This window comes from Mucilaginibacter koreensis (assembly GCF_054783355.1).
In genome coordinates, this window is the sequence record NZ_BAAGQS010000001.1 from 63244 (window position 1) to 88258 (window position 25015).

Consider the following 25015-nt stretch of genomic DNA (forward strand, 5'->3'; position numbering starts at 1 on the left):
GTCCTATGCAAATCAACCATCTTATTCACCAACCATCATCCCCCCTTTCGGGGGCTAAGGGAAACTTATGAAAACGCAACAGCTATTACGCAACGTCCTTAACCAATCCATCAACATCATGAAAAATTATATGGTCATCCTACCGCTTTCAGCGATGACGCTGTTTGTGACCCTGCCCAAAGAGGCTGATGCCCAACTGGCGATCGCAGAGGTCATCAAGGCCGCCATCACCAAAGTGATCAAAGCCGTAGATCTCCAGGTCCAGCGGATGCAGAACAAAACCATCTGGCTGCAGAATGCACAAAAGGCCTTAGAGAACCAACTGTCCAAGCTTAAGCTGGAGGAAATTTCCGGCTGGTCAGCAAAGCAAAAAGAACTGTACGGGCAGTATTACGCCGAATTGTGGAAGGTCAGATCACTCATTGCTTATTATGAACGGATCCGGCACATTACCGAAAAACAAGCCGCACTGATCGGTGAATATCATCAGGCCTGGGGACTGCTCCGGCAGGACCGGCATTTCAGCGCAGCGGAACTGTCTGCCATGCAAAAGGTCTACAACGGCATTCTGCAGGAGAGCGTGAAAAACCTGGATGAGATCCTGGTCATCGTCAGCGCTTTCAAAACGCAGATGACGGAGGCCCGGCGGATCGAGCTCATCAACAAAGCGGCCGACCGCATTGATACCAACTGCAATGACCTCCGGCAGTACAATAACCAGAACTATATCCTCAGCCTGCAGCGCGCCCAAAGTGAACATGAAATTTTAACCCTCAAAAAATATTATGGGCTACCGGAATAAAGGATCCCAGAATCTCTCCTTTCCAGGAAGGGTTGGGGTAGCGCTGGTTTTTATCCTCCTTTCCTCCGCCGTGCAGGCCCAAACTTTTGCCGAATGGTGGAGCCAGAAAAAAACCCAGCTTAAATATCTGCAGCAGCAGATCGTGGCTTTGCAGGTCTACGGCGGCTATGTCCGGCAGGGCTACCAGCTCTCGCAGGAGGGCCTGGGCAGCATCAGTGCCTGGACCGGTAAAGAATTCAGCCTGCATGCAGCCTATTACGCGTCGCTTAAAGCCGTTAAGCCACTGATCCAGAATGATCCGAAAGCTTTGGAGATTTTCCGGTATGCCAGCGCGATTCCGGGGCAATTTGACCAGCTAGCCGCCTTCACCGGACCGATTGCCAGCCACCAGGTTTATATCACCGCGGTCCGGCAAAAAGTGTTGCAGGAATGCAGCCGGGATATCGACCAGCTCCAACTGGTCATGACCTCCGGTAAAGCAGAAATGACCGATGATGAACGGATAGAACGCCTGGACCAGCTTTATGCCAGTATGAAAGATAAATACGCGTTCACCCTGGCTTTTGGCAACCAGGTGAAAATGCTGTCAGGGCAGATGCAAGGGCAGCAAGAGGAGATTCAAGCGCAAAGGAGGCTGTATGCCATACCTTAAATATTTAGGACTGTTCATGATGGCTGCGCTGGCTCGCCACACGAGCCGTGCTCAATCCCAGGAGGTCCAGCAATTGCTGCTGAACGTGGAAAAGCTCACCCAGTTCAAAGCCATCCTGTCGGACATGCAGCGAGGTTATACGATCCTTAATGAGGGATACGGACAGGTCAAAGACCTGACGCAGGGCAATTTCAGTTTGCACCAGGTCTTCCTGGACGGGCTCCTGCAGGTCAACCCCGAGATCAGGAAATATGCAAGGGTGGCGGATCTCCTCGCTGACCAGGCCAGTATCCTCTCGGAATATAAAAAGGCCAAAAGCCGGTTTGCCGGCAGTGGCAGGTTCAACGCTGCGGAGCTGGATTACCTGACGCAGGTCTATGCTGGTCTGACCAAAGCGGCCCTGCGTAATCTGAATGAACTGGCTGATGTGGTAACCGCCTCCAAGCTCCGGATGAGTGATGACGAACGCCTCCGGGCCATTGATCGCCTGTATGCGGACACCCATGACCAGCTGCAATTTCTCCGGAGCTTCAACCGGCGGACCAGCCTGCTGCAGATGCAGCGACAAAACGAACAAAATGACATCGATCACCTGAAAAAACTGTTTCAACCATGAAAAAAGTAAAAAGATTTATACGAGTCAGACGCTTGGCATTCAGGGCGCTGGGAGGCTTTGGTTTTGCACTCCTCTTTCCCGCGATATGCAGTGCCGAGGGCCTGGCCGACGACTTGAAAGGCATGCAGCCCGTGCTGGATACAGTCTACAGCCAGATGATCCCCCTTTGCAGCCAACTCATAGGGGCGGCAAGAGGGATCGCCGGGTTTGCCGCCCTTTGGTTTATCGCATCCCGGGTCTGGCGACAGATCGCCAACGCAGAGCCGCTGGAATTTTACCCGCTGCTCCGCCCTTTTGCCCTGGGCATAGCGATTATGCTTTTCCCAGGCGTGCTGAGCCTGATGAATGGCATATTACAACCGGTCGTCAGCGCCACGGGCCATATGGTGCAAAACAGCAATACCGCTATCGCCGCCTTATTGAAACAGAAAGAAGCTGCCATCAAGCAATCCTCCGCCTACCAGATGTATGTTGGCGAAAATGGGAATGGTGATCAGGACAAATGGTATAAATACACGCATCCGGATGATCCGGACCGGGAGAACGAGGGCTTTTTCGAAGGCATCGGCAATGATGTGAAGTTCTGGCTCGCCAAGCAGAACTATGATTTCCGGAACAGTATCAAGCAGTGGTTATCCCAGGTGCTTGAGGTGTTGTATGCGGCCGCTTCCCTGTGTATCAACACCATTCGTACTTTTTTTCTGATCGTGCTGGCCATCCTGGGGCCCCTGGTGTTTGGGCTAGCCGTCTTCGACGGTTTCCAGCACAGCCTGAGCCAGTGGCTGGCCCGTTATGTCAATATTTTCATGTGGCTGCCGGTCGCCAATATATTCGGCAGCATCATTGGCAAGGTGCAGGAAAACATGATCCGCCTGGACATCTCGCAGATCCAAAGCCAGGGCGACACCTATTTCAGTTCCACCGACACCGCTTATCTGATCTTCCTGATCATTGGCATCGTGGGCTATTTCTCGGTGCCGACGGTTGCCAACTTTATCGTCCATGCCCATGGCGGTAACGGGATGCTGCAACGCGTGAATGTGATCAGCGCGGGTACGACCAGTACCGTGATCAGCACCGGCGCTTCGGCTGCTTCCGCAGTTGGATCCAGAATGGCGGAAGGCGCCCAAAACATGGTCAATGCACCGGGGCATTTCATGGAGGGCTACCGCAGCAGCGGTGCCAGCACCTATCAGCAAGACAAATTATCCGGAAACACCTAATCAGAAAACCTATGTTCACACAACTCAAAAATATCGATACCGCTTTTAAGCATATCAAACTATTCAGTTACCTGCTCATTTTGGCCTGCCTGCTGATCTCCTGCTTTGCGATCTACCAGAGTTACCGGAGTTCAGCGCGTGACCGCAACCACATTTACATCTTAGCCAACGGTAAGGCACTGGAGGCATTTGCCGCAGACCGCCGGGATAACGTTCCCGTCGAAATCCGGGACCATATCAAAATGTTTCACCAACACTTTTTCACCCTTGATCCGGATGAAAAAGTCATTCAGGCCAATATCACCAAAGCCCTTTATCTGGCCGACGGTTCGGCCAAGACCGCTTATAATAACCTGAAAGAATCCGGCTATTTTGCTGGTTTGGTCTCCGGCAACATCAGCCAGCAGATCGAAGTGGACAGCGTGTCCCTGGACATGGATCGCTATCCCTATTATTTCAAGTGCTTTGCCACCGAGCAACTGATCCGTGCGACCTCCACCGTGACGCGCAGCCTGGTCACGCAAGGTTATTTACGCAACGTGTCCCGCTCGGACAATAACCCGCATGGCTTCCTGATCCAAAATTGGGAGACCCTGGAGAACAAAGACCTTAAAACCAGCACCCATTAAGATGAAGACAGGACATCAGCGATCCGGCCCGGCAAGACCCAACCGGATGATCTCTTACCTGGAACAAACCCTGGAGCGCAGGCAAAAGCAGGTAGCCCTTTATTTGGACCGGAAAACGCAGCACTGGAACCGGGCCTCTAAACTGATCCTGCTTTTGCTGATCTGCCTGCTCTTTGGCGGGAGCAGTGTCTGGCTCCTGATCCAGGCTTGCCATTGATCTTACTATTCACTCACCTTAAATGATTTTATATGAAAATGCATTCAACTGAACAGCTCGAAAAACAAAAAAAGTTCTTCCTGGCACTTCCTATACTGATCTTACCCTTTTTAACACTTGGCTTTTGGGCCTTGAGAGGTGGTCAAGATAAAGCCTCGGATCAGCTTGCCTCCGGCAAAGGGATCAATACCGAATTGCCGGAAGCGCAGTTTAAAGACGACAAACCGCAGGATAAATTCAGCTTGTATGACCAGGCGGCCCGGGATTCGGCAAGGGCACAGCATAGGAGTGATGACCCGGTCTCCGGTAGTTTGGCTGTAGATACCCTTCGTCCGGCCACCGACAAGATCCCTTCCGCATCTGCTGATGAAGTACAGATCAGCCGGAAACTTACGCAGATCAGGCAGCAGCTGGACCAGCCCGAGCCTGTAGCCAAACCGGTGGCCCGCCCGGTTCTTGCCTCAGCAAGCAGTCCTGAAACCGAAAAACTGGAAAAGATGATCCGATCGGTTCAGGATAACAGGACCGAAGATCCGGAGCTGCAGCAGCTTTCCGAAATGCTGGACAAGATCCAAGCCATCCAAAACCCTGATCTGGCCCGGGAAAAGTTTAAACAGGAGTTACCGCCATCGATGCCGGATACTTTATTTAAAGCCGTTCCCGCCGCCATCGACGGCGATCAAAAGGTAGTACAAGGCGGCATCGTCAGACTGCGCTTACAGGATACCATGCGCCTGAACGGGCTCCTGCTGGATAAAGGTCAGGCACTCTTTGGCAATTGTACCCTGGTCAACCAGCGCCTACTGCTGAACATCAAAAATATCCGCATCGGTAACGCCATTATCCCGGTTGACCTGACCGTTTTTTCGCTGGACGGCCTCGCCGGCATCGACGCACCGGAAGCCGAGCTGGCTGAAGCGGCAGGTACCGGCAGCAGCAACGCCCTGCAAAGCATGACTTTTATGCCCATGGATCAGACCCTGGCCACGCAGGCGGCAGGAGCCGGCATCGAAACCGCAAAGAGCCTGTTCAGCAAGAAGATCAAACGCATCAAGGTGAAGCTTCAGACAGGCTACCCGGTATTGCTGCGGAATAACCAGCCCGGAAAATAATTGTCTCCTGGCCATGTATCCCCACAGTATACGCGATGCGGTACAGGACGCGGCTAAACTCGGCTTTGATCCGGTGGAACTGGAACGCGGCTTACGCCGGATGGCTGAACTGAACCTGCGTGGCGACTACCGTCAAAGCCTCTTTGCCGGCGGGCGCTTTTCCTTCGGGAATCTGGCCTTCCGCCTGGATTACCGCTTTAATGGCAGCCGGATGGAACTGACCGGCTATGAAGCGCGGCTGCTCAGGGATGACATCACGCCGGCCGCTCACTGGGAGTTTACAAAAGCAATGCCTTTGGCGGAGGCTATCAGAACCATCATCAAAGACCTGGGTATTGTTACGCCCATCAAACAGATAACTCAATCATTTACCGGGGTAACCACCCCACAAATTTTACGGACCATGAATTTGAATAACCTGGATGACCTCAAAAAAGAGCTTAAAGACCTGGGCTTTAATCCCAAAGTCGCGGATGAGCTTGAAAAACACATGAAGCCCTTACCGGGCCACTTCACCCTGAATGATCAGTTTCCGGGTGATAAGGGGCTGGTGGACATGACCCTCCACTTCCGGAAATCCAACCAATCGGATTTCTATACCTTGAATAAATATGAGGTCACGGCAGGCAAAGTGCCGCCTACCGTGCCCGGCCAACAGTATATGGTCATCTCCGAAAATGAAAAAGACAATCAGAAGCCACTGGTTAAAAGCTTCGATAACCCGAACGAGGCTATCGATTTTTTTAAAAAAGAGAAAGGGACCAGTGAACTGGCGATGGGTGAAAGTGCCGACAGTAAACAGCTATTGGCCAGCAAGGAAAAAGGAACCGTCAATTTCATTGACAAACAGTTCCGGCCTGCTTACTTCAGCCCCGCGGTCAAACAAACCTTTTATATCAAGGAAGGACAAGGGTTTAGCGCCCGGCAGGCGGCCAACCTGGTGCAAAACCGCACCGTTCATCGAGACAACATGCTTACCCGGGACGGCGAGCCTTACAAAGCCTGGATCAGGCTGGACTTTGATCAGAAAAAGGATGATTTCGGCAACCATAAATTCAAACAATTCTATGATCCTTCTTTTGGGTTCGACCTGGAAAAGACCCTGAGTCAATATCAGATCAGGGAATTGTCTGATCCGGCCAAAAAGGAAACCATCATGAATGCCATGAAACAGGGTGACCGGGTGGAGCTTACCGTTAAAGGGCCGGAGAACAAGGATATGAAAGTACTGGCCGAAGCAGTACCACGGTATGGTAAACTGGACTTTTTTAATGAAAAGGGCAGCCGTCAAAAGCGTGAACAGTTTGAAAAAACCTCTGCCGAATTAGCGCACGACAAAGGTCAAAACCAAGGCAAAGAACAACAACAGGAAAAAAGACAGGGTGTGCGGATGTAGCCATCTTCATCGCTTACCTGTAGAATTAAGTTTTCCAATTTGCAGTAAGGAACAGGGCCGGATCTTTCCGGCCCTGTTTTAGACCCAATAATTTTGCCTATCTTGTATGAGGCCTCTTTAAGCTTTTAAGATGACGACCTCGAATGACCGATTACTCCGCTGCTTCATCTTAGAAGATGAAAAGCACCAGGTGGACCATCTTGCCGGATTTATCGATCAGACCATTGGTCTGACATTTGCTGGCTCATCGGCCAATGCGCTGACTGCATTATCCGATGTTACTGGACCGGGCGGGCCGGACCTGGTTTTTCTGAGCACCTATGTGCATGGCATGAACGGTATCGATTTCGCCCAGGCCGTTAAGGGACACACGAAGATCATTTTTATCTCCTCCATGCCCTGGCGGATACAGGAGATCTTCCCCGATGAAGCCTTCGAATACTTGCCCAAGCCGATCTCCTATGAGGCTTTTTTGAAATGTATCGGGCGCATCAGGAAGCGAAAATATTGAGCATGTCACTACTTTGGTTGAAAACGAGCGTTATTTTAGCTTAAATAATATAGCCGTTTTTAGCCATGGAAAAAAAGCCCGCAGAATCTATCCCGATGATCGAGTTTGTTCAGGTCTGGCACCGTTTCAGGATCGCTATAGATCTGCTGGTGCAGGAACAAGGTTATGAAGCGCTCACCGCACCGAACCTCTGCAAGCTGGCAGAGCTACCGGAAAGCGCCATCTTTACCTACTTTGGATCATTGGATATCCTCCTCCGGATGCACGACCATTCCGTCATGCTGGATCAGTTTCTCAAGCTCAGATCCGGAGGCGAAAAGTTAGCGTAGTAAGTATGGACAGGTTATCCTGTTTAATCATTTTCGCAGCAAAGCCGTTTCGTTATTCCTGAACTCATTCCTCAACCGCTTTGCCGGATCGTACAGAACGATGCTCCATTCTTTCGCATAGCTCTTGATGAATTGCGATCATGTCAATAACCGGCAGGCTCTGCGATCTGCAGCGAAAAAGCAGAGAGACGTAAGCATTAATCATTTGCCGCAAAGTTCGCCCGTCAGTCCGCAAACGAGTGCCATTGTTTTTTTTCTTTGGAATCAAGGTCGTATCCAAAAAATGGGTATCCCTTCGTACCTCCGGGAGCCTCCGCATTTTTAGGATCTCCACCTTGCCCTTATTGCGTCCTGCGGGCGGGGTGGCAGCCATCATTAATTTTTTACTTATTAAAACTTTAAGGTTATGGCAACTATTAAAAATTTCAAGGACACTTACCAGGAAGTAACAGACGCGGTAATCGAGCAGATGGAAAGCGGCAACATCGTATGGCATTGCAGTTGGAACCAGGTCGGCTTTCCACAAAACGTAACTACCGGGATCAGCTACCGGGGCTGGAATGTCTTCTGGCTCAACTTTCACACGATGCTGAAAGGCTACAGCCTGCCTTATTACATCACCTTCAAACAGGCACAGGACTTAGGTGGCACCATTAAGAAAGGCGAGAAAGGCACAAAGATCACCTACTGGGCCAGCATTAAGGTCAAAGGACTGGATGATGATGCAGCAAAGCAACTAACCGACGGTGACAGCGCAGCACAACAGACACGTATGGTTCCTAAGGTACATACCGTGTTTAACATCGACCAGACCGAGGGAATTGTGTTTCCAAAGGTCGAAGCCTTGTTCAGGTCAGATGCCGAGAAGATAGCCGCTTGTGAGCAGATCATTCAAGAGATGCCCAACAGGCCGCAATTGAACCTCAACGGCCAATACCCGGTTTATTATCCGCTGAAAGACCTGGTAGCCGTGCCGGACATCGCCCGATTTGACAGCAGTGAAGAATACTACTGTGCCTTGTTTCACGAACTGGCGCATAGCACAGGGCATGAAAGCCGTTTGAGCCGTAAGGAGATCACCCAGCCTAATAAATACGGCAGTGAGCCCTATTCCAGGGAAGAGCTGACGGCAGAACTCACCGCAGCATTCCTGTGTGCCATTACCGGGGTACAGAAGCAAACCATCCAGAACAGCGCAGCTTACCTGCAAGGCTGGCTGAAAGCGTTGAAGAATGATAAGACCTTGATCCTGAAAGCAGCAGGACAAGCGCAGAAAGCAGCTGATTACATGATGGAAGTAGTTCATCAGCCGGAACCGGCCGGTTAAGAAAAGCCCTTAGGGGCTTTTTCTTTTGCGATCAAAGATCACTTGCCGGTTCAGTACACGGGCTGCTTTAAGCAAATAATGAAATTCCGCATAATCTACTTTCAGGTTGAGCCTGGTCAGCAGAAATTCTGCACGCATATTCAGCATGTTCTCCTCCAGTTGGCGGTCAGGGTGTATCGTGATCGAGGTTTCAGCAAGCGCATTTCCAATGACCATTTTTAACGATCACCTGTTTGAGGATGCCCCCTCTTTTTATATCATGCGATAATATTCCGTGAAAAAAGGGGGATGCTATATTTCTGAGCCTATGATTATATCCCTGTCAAATTCAAATCGATTGGTTACCGGCAGTGGGATACCGCGTTACTTAGGCGCAAAATAAAAACGATCATTTTTTTAAAAACAAATGGTTTGTTATTTGTTATGATCTAAACGGAAATGGTGTCTTCCGTTCAAAATAACCGCCTCGTGCTGATGACGCCTACAATTATAGCATAGATAAAACCTTGCAGGTTTTGTCGTGAACATTATTGTAGGTGAATGATCAGCGATACACAAATCCCTTTTCTATTCCGTCTCGTATCTAGTCAGGTCACCTCCCTGCTCATTGTTCCGGCATTAGTTCATGGTTTTATCCATACGATTTAAACTTTTAAAAACAACATAAAATGAACATCAAGAACATTATGGCCAGGGAAGTTTTGGATTCAAGAGGTAATCCGACCGTTGAAGCGGAGATCACTCTAGAAGATGGATCCACAGCAAGGGGAATCTCACCATCGGGTGCCAGCACCGGTGAGAAAGAAGCGGTGGAACTACGCGACGGCGACAAAAGCCGCTATCAGGGCAAGGGCGTTGAAAAAGCAGTAGCTGGAATCAATCAGGAAGTTAAGCGCACGGTTATCGGCTCTGCATTTGCGGATCAGGCAGCCTTTGACAAAATGCTGATCGACCTGGACGGAACACCTAATAAGGCTCGGTTAGGCGCTAACGCCATTCTGGCCGCTTCGATCGCCTTTGCGCGGGTCAACGCTGTATCCAAAAAGATTCCCCTTTACCGTCAGCTTATCGAGCGCGATACCTATGTGATGCCGGTCCCATGCATGAACGTGATCAACGGTGGTCGGCATGCGGACAATAACCTGGATTTTCAGGAATTCATGATCGCCCCGCACCATGCGCCGAACTTTAAAGAAAGTATCCGCATGGGAGAAGAGGTATTCCATACATTAAAAAAGCTATTATCTGACAAAGGCTATTATACCGGTGTGGGCGATGAAGGTGGTTTTGCGCCCAACCTCCGCTCTAATGAAGAGGCCATCGAAGTGATCCTGCAAGCTATTCAGAAAGCCGGATACAAACCCGGCGAGGATATCTCTGTTTGCCTGGACCCGGCTACCAGTGAAATGTGGGATAATGGTCATTACAAAATGTACAAAAGTGACCAGCAGCGTTATACCTCGGAAGAGATGGTCGATCTATGGGCAAAATGGATCCGAACCTATCCTATCGTGCTTTTAGAAGACGGTTTGGGCGAAAATGACTGGGATGGCTGGAAGATCATGACCGATCAGCTGGGCAGCGAAGTGGAATTGGTCGGCGACGATATCTTTTGCACGAACCCTTCGATCATTCAGGAAGGCATCGATCGTGGTATCGGGAACAGCGTATTGATCAAGCTTAATCAGATAGGCACGGTATCAGAGACCTTACAAGCTGTAGCATTGGCGCAGCAGAACGGCTACCATTGTTTCATCTCCCACCGAAGCGGTGAAACCGAGGACACGACCATCGCTGACCTGGTGGTAGCCACCAATGCCGGGCATATTAAAACGGGAAGTGGCTGCCGCTCGGAGCGGGTCTCCAAATTTAATCAGCTTTTACGCATTGAACAGGAACTGGGTAGCAAGGCCCGTTTTGCAGGGATCGAAACTTTTAAACGGTAGCAGCAGATCAGGATATGAAAGCCCTTATCACCTCGGAGCGCTACCGGATCGTTAAAGAACTGATCAGGTGGAGCTTGCTTATACTTCCGGTAGCTGTCGCTATCGGAAGTATGGTCGCCTTGTTTCTATGGATACTGGACCTGGCCATCATTTACCGGTTCCATCATCCCTGGCTTCTATTTTTGCTCCCGCTGGCCGGGGTACTGATCCACTTGATCTATCGCTCGGTCGGCAGATCTTCTGAAAAAGGCAATAACCTGATCATGGATGAGATACATGAACCAGGCGGGGGCGTGCCACCGCAAATGTCACCGATCATTCTATTGACCACGGTATTGACACACTTGTTCGGTGGTTCTGCCGGTCGTGAAGGTACCGCGGTACAGATTGGCGGAAGCATTGCCCATTTATTCGGAAAGTGGTACAGACTATCCGTTCAGGACATGCAGCTGCTGCTCACGTCCGGAGTAGCCGCCGGGTTCGGTGCCGTGTTTGGCACACCGCTGACGGGTGCGCTGTTCGCCCTGGAGGTCCTGGCCATAGGGCGTATGCAGTATAACGCGTTATTGCCTGCACTGATCGGCGCAGTTGCCGGAGATTATACGGTAGCAGCCTGGGGAGTCCACCATACGGCCTACCAGATCAGCGCCTTTCGGCATGAACCCTATTTTTTATCGGCTTATCTACCTTTTGATGGTCTGTTAATGGCAAAAGTAATGTTAGCGTCCGCGGCATTTGGGATGTCCAGTGCTTTGTTTTCTTCACTAGTTCACGCGATCAAGGTCGTTTCAGGTCATTTTATACGATCGAAATGGCTGATCCCTTTTACGGGTGGCTTGGTCATTATCGCGCTGACCTATCTCAATAGCAAACCTGACTACCTGAGCCTTGGTGTCGCTGCAGAGTATCCCGGGGCCGTTACGATCCAGTCGGCTTTTCATGCCGGAGGCGCAGACCTGTTCAGTTGGTTTTGGAAAATGATCTATACGGCTATCACGCTTGGCTCTGGATTTAAAGGCGGAGAGGTAACCCCTTTATTCTATATCGGGGCTACCCTTGGTAACACTTTATCTGCTGTATTGCATGCACCGGTAGGCTTATTTGCAGCGCTGGGATTCATTGCCGTGTTTGCCGGCGCGACCAATACGCCGCTGGCCTGTACGGTCATGGGAGTAGAACTGTTTGGCGGTGAACACGTACTTTATTATGCGATCGCTTGTTTTACAGCCTATTTATTCAGTGGTCATTCGGGCATTTACAGCGCGCAAAGGATCGCCATCCCCAAATTGCTGAATGCCGGCATAACGCCCGACTCCGCTTTGGGTGACCTGGGTAAAAGCCGGCCGCATTGGTACGAACGATTTCTAAAGCATTAACTGCAGAGGCGGGGCGCGGTTCTACCGCGCCTCTATTTTAACGGTAACGATCTTGTTGACCATATAGGTCCTGCGATCCTTGTCGTGTTCCATGGGTTGCGTATTTCCCTGACTGTCCGTCGCCCTCGACATCAGTTTATATTGGCTATCGCCCGCAGGAACCTGCCAGTTGTATTCCCAAAGCCGCCAGGCGAACTTAACGTGCTTGCCTAGCAATTTTGCCGGTTTCCAGGTTACACCTTCATCGAAGCTGACCTCGACTTTGGTTATTTCATTTTCTCCGCACCAGGCCGCACCATGCACCCGGTATGTTTTACCGGCAGGGATCACTTCGCTTAGCGCTGGTCTGGCGATCTCTGCTTTTACCTGCGTTGGGTATTGAGGCTTGGAAGAAAGATCAAAGTTACGATGCTTGGATCACCTATGCCTCATGGCATGAGAATCTGAAAGATGTTACACAGGTTGTAGAACTGCCTTTGGCATCACGGCTATTTCGTGGTACGCCGGTAGCGCTGACATCCAATACCAAACACGCAGCGCAAGCCAAACAATTCATTCAATTCTTACAAAGTATCGATGGCCATGCGTTATTGGAAAAGTGGGGATGGGAATAAAGCTCACTGTTAAACTATAGCAAAAACAGATCGACAGAAGCAGCCTGCTTTTGTTTTATATGCTTGAGCTATTTTCATAACTTTAGACTATCAACCATCTATTTTGACGATGAAAATGACTTAGTTTTATGATTGATCTTTGAGATATAAATAAAGAAGATCATGAAAACTATTCAACGTTACGTCCATTATGAATTTGATGACCAAACAATTATTATTGGCGACAAAGTTCTAAAAATCGCTGTACCTGTTATCGTATTGACGGCAGCTACTTTTCCTTTTTTGTTGTTACTTTTCCGACTTAGCTAATAACATTTATCAGTATGTTCGATTTTCGATTACAGGTTTTTCATACAGTGGCCAAGCGGCTGAACTTTACCAAGGCGTCCACGGAACTTTTTATTAGCCAGCCTGCAGTGACCAAGCATATTAAAGAGCTGGAAGAACAGTTTAAAACCACGCTGATAGAGCGTAGCGGGAATAAAAAAATATCGCTCACACCTGCTGGCGAAATGTTGCTGGCTTATGCGGATAGACTGGCCGCTGTTTACAACGAGCTGGACTTTGATATGAACCTACTGATCAAAAAACATTCGGGTACGTTGCGTATCGGTGGCAGTAATACTGTTGCGCAATACGTGATTCCCCCGGTATTAGCCCGGTTCCACGAAAAGTTTAAAGATGTACAAGTAAACCTGGTGCCAGGTAATACGGAGCAGGTTGAGCAGGCCTTACTGAATAAAGAGATCGACCTGGGCATTGTAGAGGGCATCCTCCGTAATCCGCAGTTGAGCTACCAAGAATTTTTGAGTGACGAACTGGTGCTGATCTGTAGTGCCTCGAATACTTTTAAAAAAGACAGCATTAAACCGGAGGAATTAAAAGAACTGCCTTTATTGTTTCGTGAACCCGGTTCGGGAACGTTGGACGTTATTGCTCACGCTTTAAAGCCTTTCAATATCAAATTATCAGATCTGAAGATAGAAATGCAGTTAGGCGGCACGGAAAGTATAAAGTCTTATTTGCTACACAGCAAATGTTTTGCATTTGTATCGGTGCAGTCGATCTTGAAAGAGTTGAAGTATAACGAATGCCGGATCATCGACATTAAAGACCTGACTATTGAGCGGCCATTTTATTTTATCCTGCTACACGGTCAACCTTCATCATTAGCAGAAATATTTATGCGATTCGCTAAAAGCTATAAGAGCCTATAAGCATCTGATATGACTGAAAAGAAGAAAAAAGTCATTATCATGTTTATTGCCGAAGCACCTGGCTCTACCAACAACCATTTTTATTTAAAAAACACCAATTTATTCCGGGCAATGCGCGCGGCCTTTGAACAGGCTTTTGGTAAATTTAGTTCTGCTGACGATTTTCTTGATTTTTTTAACAAGTCCGGCAGCGTCCTGGATCATCTATATCCTCTGGGTAAAGAAACATCAGTTAACTTAACGCCTTATGCTGCCGAACAGTTAGCAGATCGTATGCGTTTGATTCAACCTAAACACGTTATCATTTTAATGAAGAGAATTGCTCCCGATGTCAGGAAAGCAGCTATCGATGCCGGTGTCTCTCCATCTGAAATTCTGACCACCGCATATCCCGCAGGAAGTGAAAAGAACAGGCAAGTCTTTATTCACGATATATCAACATGGTTAAGACACATACTCGATAATTTTTAGTTATCGTTATGTCTGATTACAATCATAGATCTTTTTCTCGGCAATAAGATTTGATAGCTTGGTTGAGCTGGAAACTTTCCCATCATTTGAGGGTTTATTTATCATATTCAAATGGTATGAAAATATCTAAATATATCCACTCTTGCGTGCTATTAGAAAAAGACGGTTTTCGGTTATTATTTGATCCCGGTAAGTTTACCTTTGCCGAGAACTTGGTAAACGTCGAGGAATTTAACAAGGTCAATGCTGTCATCATTACCCATGACCATCCAGACCACCTGGACGTAGAAAAGTTGAAAGCCATTATTAAGTTAAGCGGCGCAACGATCTACACCAATAAAGAAGTTGCTGAGGGACTAAAAGGGTCTGGTCTTTTTTGTGAGTTGGTTGAGCCGGGAAAATTCGATATCGGTCCTTTTGCTTTGCAGGCGATCAATGTAAAACATGAGAATATTCTTGATAGTCCACTGCCTGATATGCAAGCCTACTTGATCGATGGCAGGATCTTAAATCCTGCGGATTCTTTTGGCACTTATGATGATGAATTTCAACAGCCTGAATTATTAATTCTGCCTGTCATGGCTCCGTTCACGACAGAGATAGCGGTAGCGGATTTTGCAGATCGTATTAAACCCGAGGCCGTACTACCAGTGCACGATGGCTACGCCAAGGATTTCTTTTTAAAACAACGCTACGAGACCTACAGTAAGCACTTTGAAAAACAGGGGATCATATTTCATCAAGCAATGCAACCGGGTTTTAGCATTAGCATTTGAAGAAGCAGTATTCGTTAATAAGCCGCAAGCCTGCTAAATTTACCGCATGATACAGTTTGGGCCAGCATTGCAATCAGCGTTAGAAGAAAACAGCCAGCGGAAGCCATTACCGGCGGGCACGGTGCTGATGTCATCCAACAGTTATGTGCGGTCATTGCCGGTGCTTTTATCCGGCAGTATGCGGGTTATGCGGCAGGATGAGGACGGCCGCGAGATCCTTTTATATTACATCAAACCCGGCGAAAGCTGTATCATGTCATTCCTGGCCGGGATACATGAGGATACCTCAAAAGTACGCCTGGCGGTAGAAGAAGATGCCAATGTCTTGATGCTGCCCATTACCAAAGCCAGCGAATGGGTAAAAAGCTATCCCGAATGGGCCGACTTTATTTTTAAACTTTACCACCAGCGTTTCGAAGAATTGCTTACTGTGATCAATGAGGTTGCCTTTCAAAAACTGGATGACCGTATTGTAGAACTGCTCAAGAAGAAAGCCGCGGTATTCAATTCCCTTGAATTTCAGATCACTCACCAGCAACTGGCAGAAGAGTTGGGCACAACGCGCGAAGTCATATCACGCCTTTTGAAGCAAATGGAAAAGAAGGAAATGATCACCCTTTCCCGCAATAAGATCACTTTAAATTTCCCTGTGTAACATAAGTCACCAATAACCAGGCCGAAAGCAGATAGCTTTGTTCCATCAATCATCAGGTTTTGGAAATAGCAGGTTACGCAGCTTCGGTTTTAATTGGTTTGTCCCTTGGGTTAATAGGCGGCGGTGGCTCTATTCTCACTGTATCTATTCTCGTTTATTTTTTTGCTATCGACCCAGTGTTAGCGACCACTTACTCTTTATTTGTAGTTGGACTAACCAGTACCGCAGGCGGGGCCAGCCATTACCTAAAAGGCAATGTGGATGTTAAGACCGCGTTGATCTTTGGTTTACCATCCTTGGCCGCCGTATTTATCATGCGGAGATGGGTAATGCCAGTGATACCAATTCACTTATTTACGCTCGGACACTGGACTGTTACCAAAAGCATGCTGCTGATGCTTGTTTTTGCCGGTCTGATGCTGGCAGCATCCCTTTCCATGATCCGGAATAAAAAGGAAGATCGTGGTAGTTCCCAAGAGCTTAGTTATCCAAGATTAATTTTGCAGGCCATAGCTGTTGGCCTTATCACTGGTTTTGTAGGTGTTGGCGGTGGTTTTCTTATTATTCCATCGCTGGTATTGCTCGCAGGTTTACCGATAAAAAAAGCAGTGGGTACTTCGCTTATGGTAATGACCATTAGCTCGCTGCTGGGTGTATTGGGTGATATCACCGGGAATGTAGTAATAAATTATGAGTTTTTAGCCGTCTTTTCGGGTTTTGCCATTGCCGGTATCATCCTCGGCAGTTACCTCACGCGGTTCATCAGCGATATCCGCCTGAAGCCTGCCTTTGGCTGGTTTGTATTGGCTATGGGTATCTTTGTTTTAATAAGCACTTTAACTAACTCACATGGACATCATTAAACAACCGTGGCCCTGGTATGTAGCCGGGCCGTTGATAGGGCTCATCGTGCCGGCACTATTAATATTGGGTAACAAAACATTCGGTATCTCATCTACTTTGCGGCAGATATGCGCGGCTTGTATCCCGGCAAATATTTCCTTTTTTAAATACGACTGGAAGAAGGACACATGGAATTTGTTTTTTATTGCAGGCATCGTTATAGGCGGATTCATCGCTGCACATTTATTGTCCAATCCCGGGCCGGTGGGCATCAATCCTAAAACCATTGTTGCCTTGCAGCAGCAGGGCATTAAAGATTTCAGCGGTTTACTGCCACGGGATATTTTTAGTTTCAAGGCGCTTACCACTTTAAAAGGGTTTGTGTTTATTGTAATCGGCGGTTTCCTGGTTGGCTTTGGTACGCGCTATGCCGGTGGCTGTACTTCCGGCCATGCCATTATGGGTATTTCCTCTTTACAGTGGCCTTCCCTGGTAGCCACCTGCTGCTTTATGATCGGCGGCTTCGTCATGACCTGGTTGATCTTACCTTATTTATTACAGCTATGAAGAACCTGAAGTTTTTACTGGTGGGGATGTGCTTCGGTATCATCCTGATCAAATCCGAAGTGATCTGCTGGTTTCGGATACAGGAAATGTTCCGACTACAATCCTTTCATATGTATGGCATCATCGGCAGCGCTATTGTAGTGGCCATGATCGCTATAGTATTGATCAAACGCTTTAACATTAAAACAATCCATCAGAAGCCTATTGTTATCCCGGACAAGAAATTTAACTGGGGATATGTTTATGGCGGGTTGATCTTTGGTTTAGGCTGGGCGCTTACCGGCGCATGCCCCGGCCCGATGTTCGCGCAGATCGGCAGCGGTATTTTGGTTACAACTGTAACGCTGCTGAGTGCCATAACAGGCACCTGGGTTTATGGTCTATTACGTGAAAAACTCCCTCATTGATATGAAGATCGAACAATTTGAAGATAAAGGCCTTTCGCATTATTCTTATGCGATATTAAGCGAATGTGAAAACAAGATCGTGCTGATTGACCCATCAAGGGATATTACGCCATACCTGTCTTACGCCAAAGCACACGAAGCCACCATTATCGGTGTGATCGAAACTCACCCGCACGCCGATTTTGTGAGCGGGCACCTGGAATTGCAACAGGTTACTGGAGCGGTAATTTATTGCTCTAAACTATTGGGCGCTGAATATGCCCATCAAACATTTGACGATGGCGATGAGCTCTCATTCGGCAAAATAAAACTCAAAGCCCTGAACACACCAGGGCATTCGCCGGATAGCATCAGCATTGTTTTAGCACATAATGGCCAGGATAAAGCCGTGTTTACCGGCGATACACTGTTCATTGGTGATTGCGGTAGGCCTGATCTGCGTGAGCAGGCCGGAAACCTAACTGCGAGGCGTGAGGAATTAGCCAAACAGATGTATCATTCACTGCGCGACAAATTGTTGGTGTTGGACGATGCGGTTTGGGTTTACCCGGCACATGGCGCAGGTACCTTATGCGGTAAAGCGCTAAGCGATGCTAATCGCAGCACTATCGGCGCAGAAAGAGCGGGCAACTGGTCGTTACAGGAAATGAGCGAAACTGAATTTGTGCAGACCTTGCTGGGAGATCAGCCATTCATACCAAAATACTTTGCTTATGATGTTGCCTTGAATAAGCATGGCGCACCACCATTACAACCAGCATTAGCTGGCGTTCCGGCCAAAAAACCGGTCGAGCTGAACAGCGAACTGTTTATTATCGACGCCCGCCCTGAACAGGAATTTAAAAAAGGGCATTTGCCAGGATCGATCAATATTCAGGATGGCGGCAAATTTGAGACTTGGCTGGGCAGCATTATCGCACCCGAAGAAGCTTTTTATTTAGTAGCTGAAAACGAGGAGAAACTAAAGCAAGTAATCGGTAAAGCCGCTAAAATCGGTTACGAAGCTTTTTTAGAAGCCGCATTTGTGATTGACGGAGGCCACGAACAAATGGCAGAACTGAACTTTGCTCATTTTGCTGCGCACCCGGAGCAATACACGATAGTCGATATCCGAAACGAAGCTGAAGTTAAAGCGCAGCCGGTTTTCCGGAATGCTCTTCCTATTCCACTATATGAACTGCGGGAGCGTTTAGCGGAAATTCCTTTCAGTAAACCTATTGTGGTGCATTGCGCCGGAGGCTACCGCAGTGCTGCCGGCAGCAGTATTGTTGCTAACGCATTTGATTCGAAAACCAACGTGTTCGATCTTAGTGAAGCGATCAAAAGTTTATATCTTAACAATAGCTGATAAAAAAGAACACTGCGAAAACGTTTATGCACAAAAAAAGCTGACCGAAGTAAGCTGGTACGAGCCAATACCAGAAACCTCGTTAACGATCATTAACAGCTTAAATCTTCCAAAAGATGCAGCGATCATTGACATTGGGGGTGGTGACAGCTTAATGGCGGATCATCTGCTGGTAAGGGGGTACACGAATATTACCGTATTAGATATTTCTGCCAAGGCTATTGACAGGGCGAAGTTACGGTTGGGTGATAAGGCCAACGGAATTAAATGGATCGTAAGTGATGTGCTGGATATGGAAATTGACGATCAATATGACCTTTGGCATGACCGGGCAGCATTTCATTTTTTGACCAATACAACAGATCAAAGCAAATATGCTGAAGTGGCAACTAAACATCTGCCCAATAAAGGATGGCTCATCATCGGGACGTTTGGTTTAAATGGCCCTGAAAGGTGCAGCGGATTAGCTGTTGAAGGCCATTCCCCTGCTTCGTTGTCGAATATTTTCCAAGAGCAGTTTCAATTAACTGGCAGTATGGAACATATTCATCATACACCTTTTGATACTGACCAGATATTTAATTACAGTTGGTTTCAAATAATACCATAACCTGTGGTTATCGTTCATTGCCTTTTATGATAAAAATCATTACTAAATAAGGTGGAATTTTGGGGTATCAAAATAAAGTATCATGAATACCCAACATCAGTTAACCCAGCCCCATACATTTCTTCACCTGAACGAAAACACCCGTAAGGTCATTTTTATACTTTGCGTGTCCGTGTGCCTAACACCATTTGTAAGCCCGGCCATCGCGCTGTTATTAGGTTTGGCGGTCGCACAATTATCCGGTCACCCGTACCTGCACTTAAATCATAAAGCGACTCACTTGTTATTACAAGTATCTGTTGTGGGCCTGGGGTTTGGTATGAACGTGCATAGCGCCATGCAAGCCGGTAAAGAAGGCGCTCTGTTTACCATCGCATCGATCAGCAGTACATTATTATTCGGCTTTCTGCTCGGTAAATGGCTAAAAATTGAAAAGAAAACTTCGTATCTGATCTCCAACGGTACCGCTATTTGTGGCGGCAGCGCCATTGCCGCCATTTCTCCAGTGATCAAGGCCGAAGAAAAACAAATATCTGTTGCGTTGGGCTGTGTGTTTATTTTAAACTCTATAGCATTGTTTGTGTTCCCGGTTATAGGGCATTACTTCAACTTATCGCAAACCCAATTTGGTTTATGGTGCGCTATAGCCATTCATGATACCAGCTCAGTTGTAGGAGCCGCCAGCAAGTACGGCGCACATGCTTTGGAAGTCGCCACTACTGTAAAACTGGCCAGGGCGCTGTGGATCGTGCCTATCGCTTTCCTTTCAACCTTCCTGTTCAAAAACAATTCTAAAAAGGTAGCTATTCCTTATTTCATCGGGTTATTCATCCTGGCCATGATCGCCAACACTTATCTGCCCCTTGTAAAATTGATCAGCCCCTACATGGTGATGATCGCGAAAGCTGGACTTACCTTAACATTATTCCTGATCGGTGCTGGTCTATCTCGCCAAGTACTGGCTTCAGTAGGATTTAAACCTTTGTTGCAGGGTGTGGTACTTTGGATACTAATCTCGACAAGCGCTTTGTATGCCATTATGCATTTGGCATAATTTCAAAGAATAATGGCAGAATACTGTAAATAGCTTGATATTGTTGGAAGCTATTTTGCACTTAAAAACATCAGTTATGTTTTTCCTCTGCTACTGGAGGGAATCAGGCTCCCTTAATCGTATGAAGGGAATAAAAAGTAGATAATGGCGACAAGCGAAAACATTTACTGTATCAGCCGAAGGCTCAAAAGCGGAGTTATTGACCAAAGTATTCAATGTAGAAGGTTAAAACGCCGAAATTAACCGATCTCAAAACAAAGCCGGGCCTTCAAACTTTATGATTTATAAACGATGCATACTATCCAACAATCCTTACAGAATTTATCCTCCTGCTTTGGATGTTGCTTGGGGAATATTTTTTGGCTTCCTGCTCTATGTCGCTATCAAAGCGTTTATTTCAACCCGAAACCGTATCGTCAAGGTTAGGTAGGAATACCGCATGATCAGTTGGGGTTTCTAAAGGTTATTGTATTACAAGACACTAAAAAACTGATCAAAACATTCTCTGTGACATCCCTTCTGTATTCACTTTCCAAATAAAACAGGGATTTTCCATGCTGCCAATTCTGATCAATTCCGCGATCGACCAGTTACTAGGTACCAGCCAATACTAAGCAAGTCTATGTAATGAACATTGCCGTCAAAAGCGGTCCATGACCAGCGTGCCAGTGTATTTTGTTGAACAGGTTTGGCTTGATTAAGCGAAATAGATTTAGGAACATCGACGTACAGAGAAATCCAGTTTTTATTTTTTCACAGAAACGCTGGACACGCATGGTAAACGACATTAGCATAAGTTCCGTGAATGGAATTGATACTACGCAGCGATAACAGAGTTGATGATAGCTGCCAGGTTTTCTACATCAAAAGGCTTTTCTACAAAACGATCCGCACCGGCTTCCTTAGCGATCATTTTGCCATCGATAGCCGCTGAGAAAAGCACGACAGGAATACGTAAGAGTTGAGGCGTTTTTTTGATCTGTCTGGTCAGTTCATCTCCTGGAAAAGGCATCCAGATGTCTATCAGCATTACATCCGGTTTTTCCGCAATAGCCTGATCGATGACCTTGCTGCTATTGATCTGGGTGATGACCTCAAAACCCGAATACTCCAAAAGCATACTGGTCATATCCAGGATGTCTTTGTCATCATCACAAACCAAAACTTTACACATCGACTTCCTATTTAATAAGATAGAGCAATTATAATGCCTTTAGTTTAATGGGTCAAGGGAATTTCAAACCAAAAAGTACTGCCGATGCCTAATTCACTTTCCGCGCCGATCTTACCGCCGTGCCGCTCAATGATCTCGCGGCATAGATACAAACCGATACCAAACCCCTTGGTGGTTTTCATATGTTCGCCCTCGACCCTATAAAAACGGTCAAAAACGTGTGGCAGGTCTTTAGCCGGAATGCCCATGCCCTCATCTTTGACGCAGACACGTACCTGTCCATCCCGGGTGGTAGCCGAAACGTTAATGATCGTTCCCTGCGGGGAATACTTGACCGCATTGTTAATCAAATTGATCAGCACCTGTTCTATTTTGTCCTCATCAGCCAGAACGGGTGTATGTTCTACCGGATGATAAATCACGGTATGCGTGGTGATTGTCGCTAACGATTCCGATTCAGCAGCCTTGACCAGCTCAGCCATATCAAAGGGTTTGTGATTGATCTGTATCTTTCCTTCGCCCATGCGTGCGACATCCAGGAATCCGGTGATCATGCTGCTCATTTTACCGACCTGCCGTTTGGCTTTTGCCGATACGTTGCCGGTGAATTGATCATTGTTCTTTCTCGCACTCATCTCCAGCATTTGCAGATAACCACTTAGTGAAGTTAAGGGTGAACGGAGTTCGTGGCTCACAATGCCGATAAAATCGATCCGGCGCTGTTCTTCCTGCTTTTGCTCGGTAATGTCCAGAACGGAGCCGATGAACCGGAGCGGTGTGCCCTCTTCACTAAACAAGGTCTTACCGATCGCTCGTACCCAGCGCTCGGGCGAGTGTTCCGTAGCCGAGATACGGTATTGTATGTCGTATCTTCCGCCACTGGATTGTCCGTAAGTTTGTGATCGCCTGGTCGCCTGTCTGACACGTTCCACGTCGTCCGGGTGCAGCCGTTCGAAAACAACCCTGTTATCCTGGAAACTATCCTGATCGGGCAGATTAAATATCTCGCGGAACCGGGCATCCCAATTATATACTTTATTCACGAGGTCCCAGTCGAACAGGCCCAATTGAGCAGCTTCTTTCGCCGAGGTCAGCTGTTCTTCTTTCTCTTTTACTTTAACAAGTGTGGATGCTAATTCTTCAGCTTGCGTTTTTTGCGCGCTGATGTCCTGTGCGATCCCGGAGAAGCGGTAAGCGATACCTTTATCATCGAAGAACGCCTTACCGCAGCAGTGGAGCCAGCGTAGACGCTGATCTTCGGCACCGATCGTCCTGAACTCAATATCATACGAACCATGAGATGCGGGATCAAGGGCATACATTACGGCCTCATTAACCTTGGGCCTGTCATCAGGATGCATATACTTCAGCACCTGTTCGTAAGGCACTACATCGTCTTTAGAAAAGCCATAAAGTTCCTTGCAGCGTTCATCCCAACTGACCAGGTTGTTTACGATGTCCAGGTCCCAGGTACCCACATCAGCAGCTTTCATTGCAAAACGAAGGCGCTCTTCTTTGATGGTAAGTTCCTGGTGCAGCAGTGCACGCTCCTCCTGAATGGATCGCAGCTCTTCATTCGTCGCCGTCAGTTCTTCGTTGCCCGCCTGGTATTCTTCATTAACGGCGCTCAGTTCTTCATTAATGTTCGAAAGTTCTTCGTTGAGTTCCTGCTGCTGCCTTTCGCTGGCTTCCAGTTTTTGCCTGGCTTCAACAGCTCCTGTAATATCGACCACCGTGCCGACAAAACGTTGAGGTTCAGCCTCACTATTAAAATAGACCTGACCTACCGCCCTGACCCAGCAGATGTTACCGTTGCTGGCATCGACCACGCGGTATTCGATATCGTAAACACCCCCGGTAAGTGACTGGTCATAAGCATCACGGACCGCTTGCAATGTCCGTTCCCGGTCATCGGGGTGCAGTCCCTCTGCAAAATCGCTGCTGTACCCTACGGCTTTAGTTGGATCAACCCCAAATATTTTGCGCGTACGTTCATCCCAGTATAATTTGTCATTCACCACATCCAGGTCGAACACCCCGAAGTGAGCTGCTTTCTGGGCTAAATGAAGTTGCACCAGCACGGCATCGACGTCCGCCTTGGCATTACGCTGGTCGGTCACTTCATTGGCCACGATCTGTACACTGATGACCTCGCCTTTCCCGTTCCTGATAGGCTGATAGACGAAATTGAAATAGGTGGTCACCCATTCAGCACTGCGCTCGATCATCATTTTGACATCGTTGCCGTAAAGGGGATGGCCTGCGTCCCTGACCTTTAAGATCAGGCTGGTTAAAAACTCGCTTTCAGATGCGGAAAGCACTTCACCCAAAGGCTTACCGATCGCCTGGTTATCCACACCCCATAATTCCAGCAGCTTGGTGTTGGCCGTATGTATCTTAAAATTTACTGCATCGATCACACCTACGGCAACGGGCGCGCTTTCCAATAATAATTCCGCTTGCTGACTCGTTACGACCAACGTATCATGCGTGTGTTCTAACTGGTCATAGGCGGTGCGGAGTTCTTCGCCGTAAGCCTCCATTTCCCCGTTTACTGCATTGAGCTCATCATTGACCTGTTGTAGCTGTTGGGAATATAAAGTGCGTTCTGTAATATCGATCGCTGTATTGACGACCCCATAGATCCTGCCACCGTCGTCCCTAAGCGGCTTGAAGGAAAAATCAAAATATTTGGTCTGAAGCTGCCCGTCCACCAGCAACTCAGCCTGGCCATCCGGGTTATGGTATTCATTTCCACTCGTGTAAACATCGGTCAGTAATGCAAAAAAGCCCTGATCCCGGATCTCCGGAATAGCGTCCAGTAATTTCATGCCGGTCACACCAGCTTCTTTGGACCAGATCGCCAGCATCTGCGGGTTAACCGCACCGATAGTATGTTCAGGGCCTGTGAAAATAGCGGCTCCTATCGGGAGCGCATTAACCATAGTTTGTTGAGCGTAAGGGGAAAGCATGCGGACAAATATTGTCAAAAATAAGATTTTTAATTAATAGGACAAAAAATTGGCTTAGCGGCAATTTCGCGGAATTAGTAGCGGCATCAATGTGATAACTGCTTAGCTAAACTTACAAAACAAAAAGGATTCTATTCAGCATCGAAATGCGGGCATTCTATCTTAGAAAGA

Annotated in this window: 29 protein-coding genes and 1 riboswitch; of the genes, 25 read left to right on the forward strand and 4 right to left on the reverse strand. The window is 47.7% G+C overall.

The features are described 5' to 3' along the window. Positions 1-67 precede the first annotated feature (67 nt). From ACYVNW_RS00290 to ACYVNW_RS00340, 11 genes are all read left to right on the forward strand, one after another. Positions 68-802 (forward strand): conjugal transfer protein TraI, encoded by a 735-nt coding sequence (locus tag ACYVNW_RS00290; RefSeq protein ID WP_460677828.1) that lies wholly within the window; start codon positions 68-70, stop codon positions 800-802. Further along, entirely contained in the window at positions 786-1454 is a 669-nt protein-coding gene (locus ACYVNW_RS00295) for a hypothetical protein (protein WP_460677829.1), read from the forward strand. Before ACYVNW_RS00290 ends, ACYVNW_RS00295 begins: the two co-directional genes overlap by 17 nt. After that, complete coding sequence (locus ACYVNW_RS00300) at positions 1441-2070, forward strand: TerB family tellurite resistance protein (protein ID WP_460677830.1); 630 nt, start codon at positions 1441-1443, stop codon at positions 2068-2070. Before ACYVNW_RS00295 ends, ACYVNW_RS00300 begins: the two co-directional genes overlap by 14 nt. Then, positions 2067-3293 carry a conjugative transposon protein TraJ gene (gene traJ, locus ACYVNW_RS00305; protein ID WP_460677831.1) on the forward strand — a complete coding sequence of 409 codons (1227 nt, stop codon included), beginning with the start codon at positions 2067-2069 and terminating at the stop codon, positions 3291-3293. The genes ACYVNW_RS00300 and traJ overlap by 4 nt, the downstream gene beginning before the upstream one ends. A gap of 11 nt (positions 3294-3304) precedes the next feature. Continuing rightward, positions 3305-3922, forward strand: a complete 618-nt coding sequence (gene traK, locus ACYVNW_RS00310; RefSeq protein WP_460677832.1) for a conjugative transposon protein TraK — start codon at positions 3305-3307, stop codon at positions 3920-3922. 1 nt (position 3923) lies between these two features. After that, positions 3924-4139: a hypothetical protein gene (locus ACYVNW_RS00315; RefSeq protein WP_460677833.1), complete on the forward strand. Its 216-nt coding sequence runs from the start codon at positions 3924-3926 to the stop codon at positions 4137-4139. A gap of 32 nt (positions 4140-4171) precedes the next feature. Continuing rightward, positions 4172-5251 (forward strand): conjugative transposon protein TraM, encoded by a 1080-nt coding sequence (gene traM / locus ACYVNW_RS00320; RefSeq protein WP_460677834.1) that lies wholly within the window; start codon positions 4172-4174, stop codon positions 5249-5251. Between the two features lie 13 nt (positions 5252-5264). Beyond that, the gene (locus ACYVNW_RS00325; protein ID WP_460677835.1) at positions 5265-6647 is read left to right on the forward strand and encodes a hypothetical protein; all 1383 of its coding nucleotides are present in this window, start codon (positions 5265-5267) and stop codon (positions 6645-6647) included. A 130-nt stretch (positions 6648-6777) separates the two neighbouring features. After that, positions 6778-7158 carry a LytR/AlgR family response regulator transcription factor gene (locus tag ACYVNW_RS00330; protein WP_460677836.1) on the forward strand — a complete coding sequence of 127 codons (381 nt, stop codon included), beginning with the start codon at positions 6778-6780 and terminating at the stop codon, positions 7156-7158. Positions 7159-7223: 65 nt separating this feature from the next. Beyond that, positions 7224-7487, forward strand: coding sequence for a hypothetical protein (locus ACYVNW_RS00335; protein ID WP_460677837.1), 264 nt, complete (start codon positions 7224-7226; stop codon positions 7485-7487). A 406-nt stretch (positions 7488-7893) separates the two neighbouring features. After that, on the forward strand, positions 7894-8814 hold the full coding sequence (locus ACYVNW_RS00340) for an ArdC family protein (RefSeq protein ID WP_460677838.1): 921 nt from the start codon (positions 7894-7896) through the stop codon (positions 8812-8814). Between the two features lie 9 nt (positions 8815-8823). Here ACYVNW_RS00340 and ACYVNW_RS00345 read toward each other — a convergent pair whose 3' ends face one another. Further along, a complete protein-coding gene (locus ACYVNW_RS00345) occupies positions 8824-9030 on the reverse strand; it encodes a hypothetical protein (RefSeq protein ID WP_460677839.1) in 207 nt (68 codons plus the stop codon). Positions 9031-9239: 209 nt separating this feature from the next. Further along, positions 9240-9305: riboswitch (Fluoride riboswitch) on the forward strand. Positions 9306-9482: 177 nt separating this feature from the next. Between ACYVNW_RS00345 and eno the strand changes: the two genes are divergently transcribed. Together eno and ACYVNW_RS00355 are read left to right on the forward strand one after the other, a co-directional pair. Then, positions 9483-10760, forward strand: coding sequence for a phosphopyruvate hydratase (gene eno / locus ACYVNW_RS00350; protein WP_345954626.1), 1278 nt, complete (start codon positions 9483-9485; stop codon positions 10758-10760). A 14-nt stretch (positions 10761-10774) separates the two neighbouring features. After that, a complete protein-coding gene (locus ACYVNW_RS00355; protein ID WP_460677840.1) occupies positions 10775-12136 on the forward strand; it encodes a voltage-gated chloride channel family protein in 1362 nt (453 codons plus the stop codon). Between the two features lie 21 nt (positions 12137-12157). Here the strand turns inward: ACYVNW_RS00355 and ACYVNW_RS00360 are convergent, their stop codons facing one another. Then, on the reverse strand, positions 12158-12466 hold the full coding sequence (locus ACYVNW_RS00360) for a hypothetical protein (protein WP_460677841.1): 309 nt from the start codon (positions 12464-12466) through the stop codon (positions 12158-12160). Here ACYVNW_RS00360 and ACYVNW_RS00365 point away from each other — a divergent pair. The 12 genes from ACYVNW_RS00365 (at position 12445) to ACYVNW_RS00420 (ending at position 20698) form a co-directional block, all read left to right on the forward strand. After that, positions 12445-12750, forward strand: a complete 306-nt coding sequence (locus ACYVNW_RS00365) for a substrate-binding domain-containing protein (RefSeq protein WP_460677842.1) — start codon at positions 12445-12447, stop codon at positions 12748-12750. The genes ACYVNW_RS00360 and ACYVNW_RS00365 overlap by 22 nt on opposite strands. 162 nt (positions 12751-12912) lie before the next feature. Further along, positions 12913-13059: a hypothetical protein gene (locus ACYVNW_RS00370; RefSeq protein ID WP_189549034.1), complete on the forward strand. Its 147-nt coding sequence runs from the start codon at positions 12913-12915 to the stop codon at positions 13057-13059. Positions 13060-13073: 14 nt separating this feature from the next. Next, complete coding sequence (locus ACYVNW_RS00375; RefSeq protein WP_460677843.1) at positions 13074-13967, forward strand: LysR substrate-binding domain-containing protein; 894 nt, start codon at positions 13074-13076, stop codon at positions 13965-13967. Between the two features lie 9 nt (positions 13968-13976). Beyond that, positions 13977-14438: a hypothetical protein gene (locus ACYVNW_RS00380; RefSeq protein WP_460677844.1), complete on the forward strand. Its 462-nt coding sequence runs from the start codon at positions 13977-13979 to the stop codon at positions 14436-14438. Positions 14439-14554: 116 nt separating this feature from the next. After that, positions 14555-15214 (forward strand): MBL fold metallo-hydrolase, encoded by a 660-nt coding sequence (locus ACYVNW_RS00385; RefSeq protein WP_460677845.1) that lies wholly within the window; start codon positions 14555-14557, stop codon positions 15212-15214. A 46-nt stretch (positions 15215-15260) separates the two neighbouring features. Continuing rightward, on the forward strand, positions 15261-15869 hold the full coding sequence (locus ACYVNW_RS00390; RefSeq protein WP_460677846.1) for a Crp/Fnr family transcriptional regulator: 609 nt from the start codon (positions 15261-15263) through the stop codon (positions 15867-15869). Positions 15870-15928: 59 nt separating this feature from the next. Then, complete coding sequence (locus tag ACYVNW_RS00395) at positions 15929-16732, forward strand: sulfite exporter TauE/SafE family protein (RefSeq protein WP_460677847.1); 804 nt, start codon at positions 15929-15931, stop codon at positions 16730-16732. Then, the gene (locus ACYVNW_RS00400; RefSeq protein ID WP_460677848.1) at positions 16719-17279 is read left to right on the forward strand and encodes a YeeE/YedE family protein; all 561 of its coding nucleotides are present in this window, start codon (positions 16719-16721) and stop codon (positions 17277-17279) included. The genes ACYVNW_RS00395 and ACYVNW_RS00400 overlap by 14 nt, the downstream gene beginning before the upstream one ends. Next, positions 17276-17686 (forward strand): DUF6691 family protein, encoded by a 411-nt coding sequence (locus ACYVNW_RS00405; RefSeq protein WP_460677849.1) that lies wholly within the window; start codon positions 17276-17278, stop codon positions 17684-17686. The genes ACYVNW_RS00400 and ACYVNW_RS00405 overlap by 4 nt, the downstream gene beginning before the upstream one ends. A gap of 1 nt (position 17687) precedes the next feature. Beyond that, on the forward strand, positions 17688-19034 hold the full coding sequence (locus tag ACYVNW_RS00410) for an MBL fold metallo-hydrolase (RefSeq protein ID WP_460677850.1): 1347 nt from the start codon (positions 17688-17690) through the stop codon (positions 19032-19034). Further along, entirely contained in the window at positions 18997-19644 is a 648-nt protein-coding gene (locus ACYVNW_RS00415; protein WP_460677851.1) for a class I SAM-dependent methyltransferase, read from the forward strand. The genes ACYVNW_RS00410 and ACYVNW_RS00415 overlap by 38 nt, the downstream gene beginning before the upstream one ends. 82 nt (positions 19645-19726) lie before the next feature. Further along, positions 19727-20698 carry a YeiH family protein gene (locus ACYVNW_RS00420; protein ID WP_460677852.1) on the forward strand — a complete coding sequence of 324 codons (972 nt, stop codon included), beginning with the start codon at positions 19727-19729 and terminating at the stop codon, positions 20696-20698. Positions 20699-21515: 817 nt separating this feature from the next. Here the strand turns inward: ACYVNW_RS00420 and ACYVNW_RS00425 are convergent. Then, positions 21516-21872, reverse strand: a complete 357-nt coding sequence (locus ACYVNW_RS00425; RefSeq protein ID WP_460677853.1) for a response regulator — start codon at positions 21870-21872, stop codon at positions 21516-21518. A 44-nt stretch (positions 21873-21916) separates the two neighbouring features. Next, positions 21917-24844: a PAS domain-containing protein gene (locus ACYVNW_RS00430; protein WP_460677854.1), complete on the reverse strand. Its 2928-nt coding sequence runs from the start codon at positions 24842-24844 to the stop codon at positions 21917-21919. Between the last annotated feature and the right edge of the window lie 171 nt (positions 24845-25015).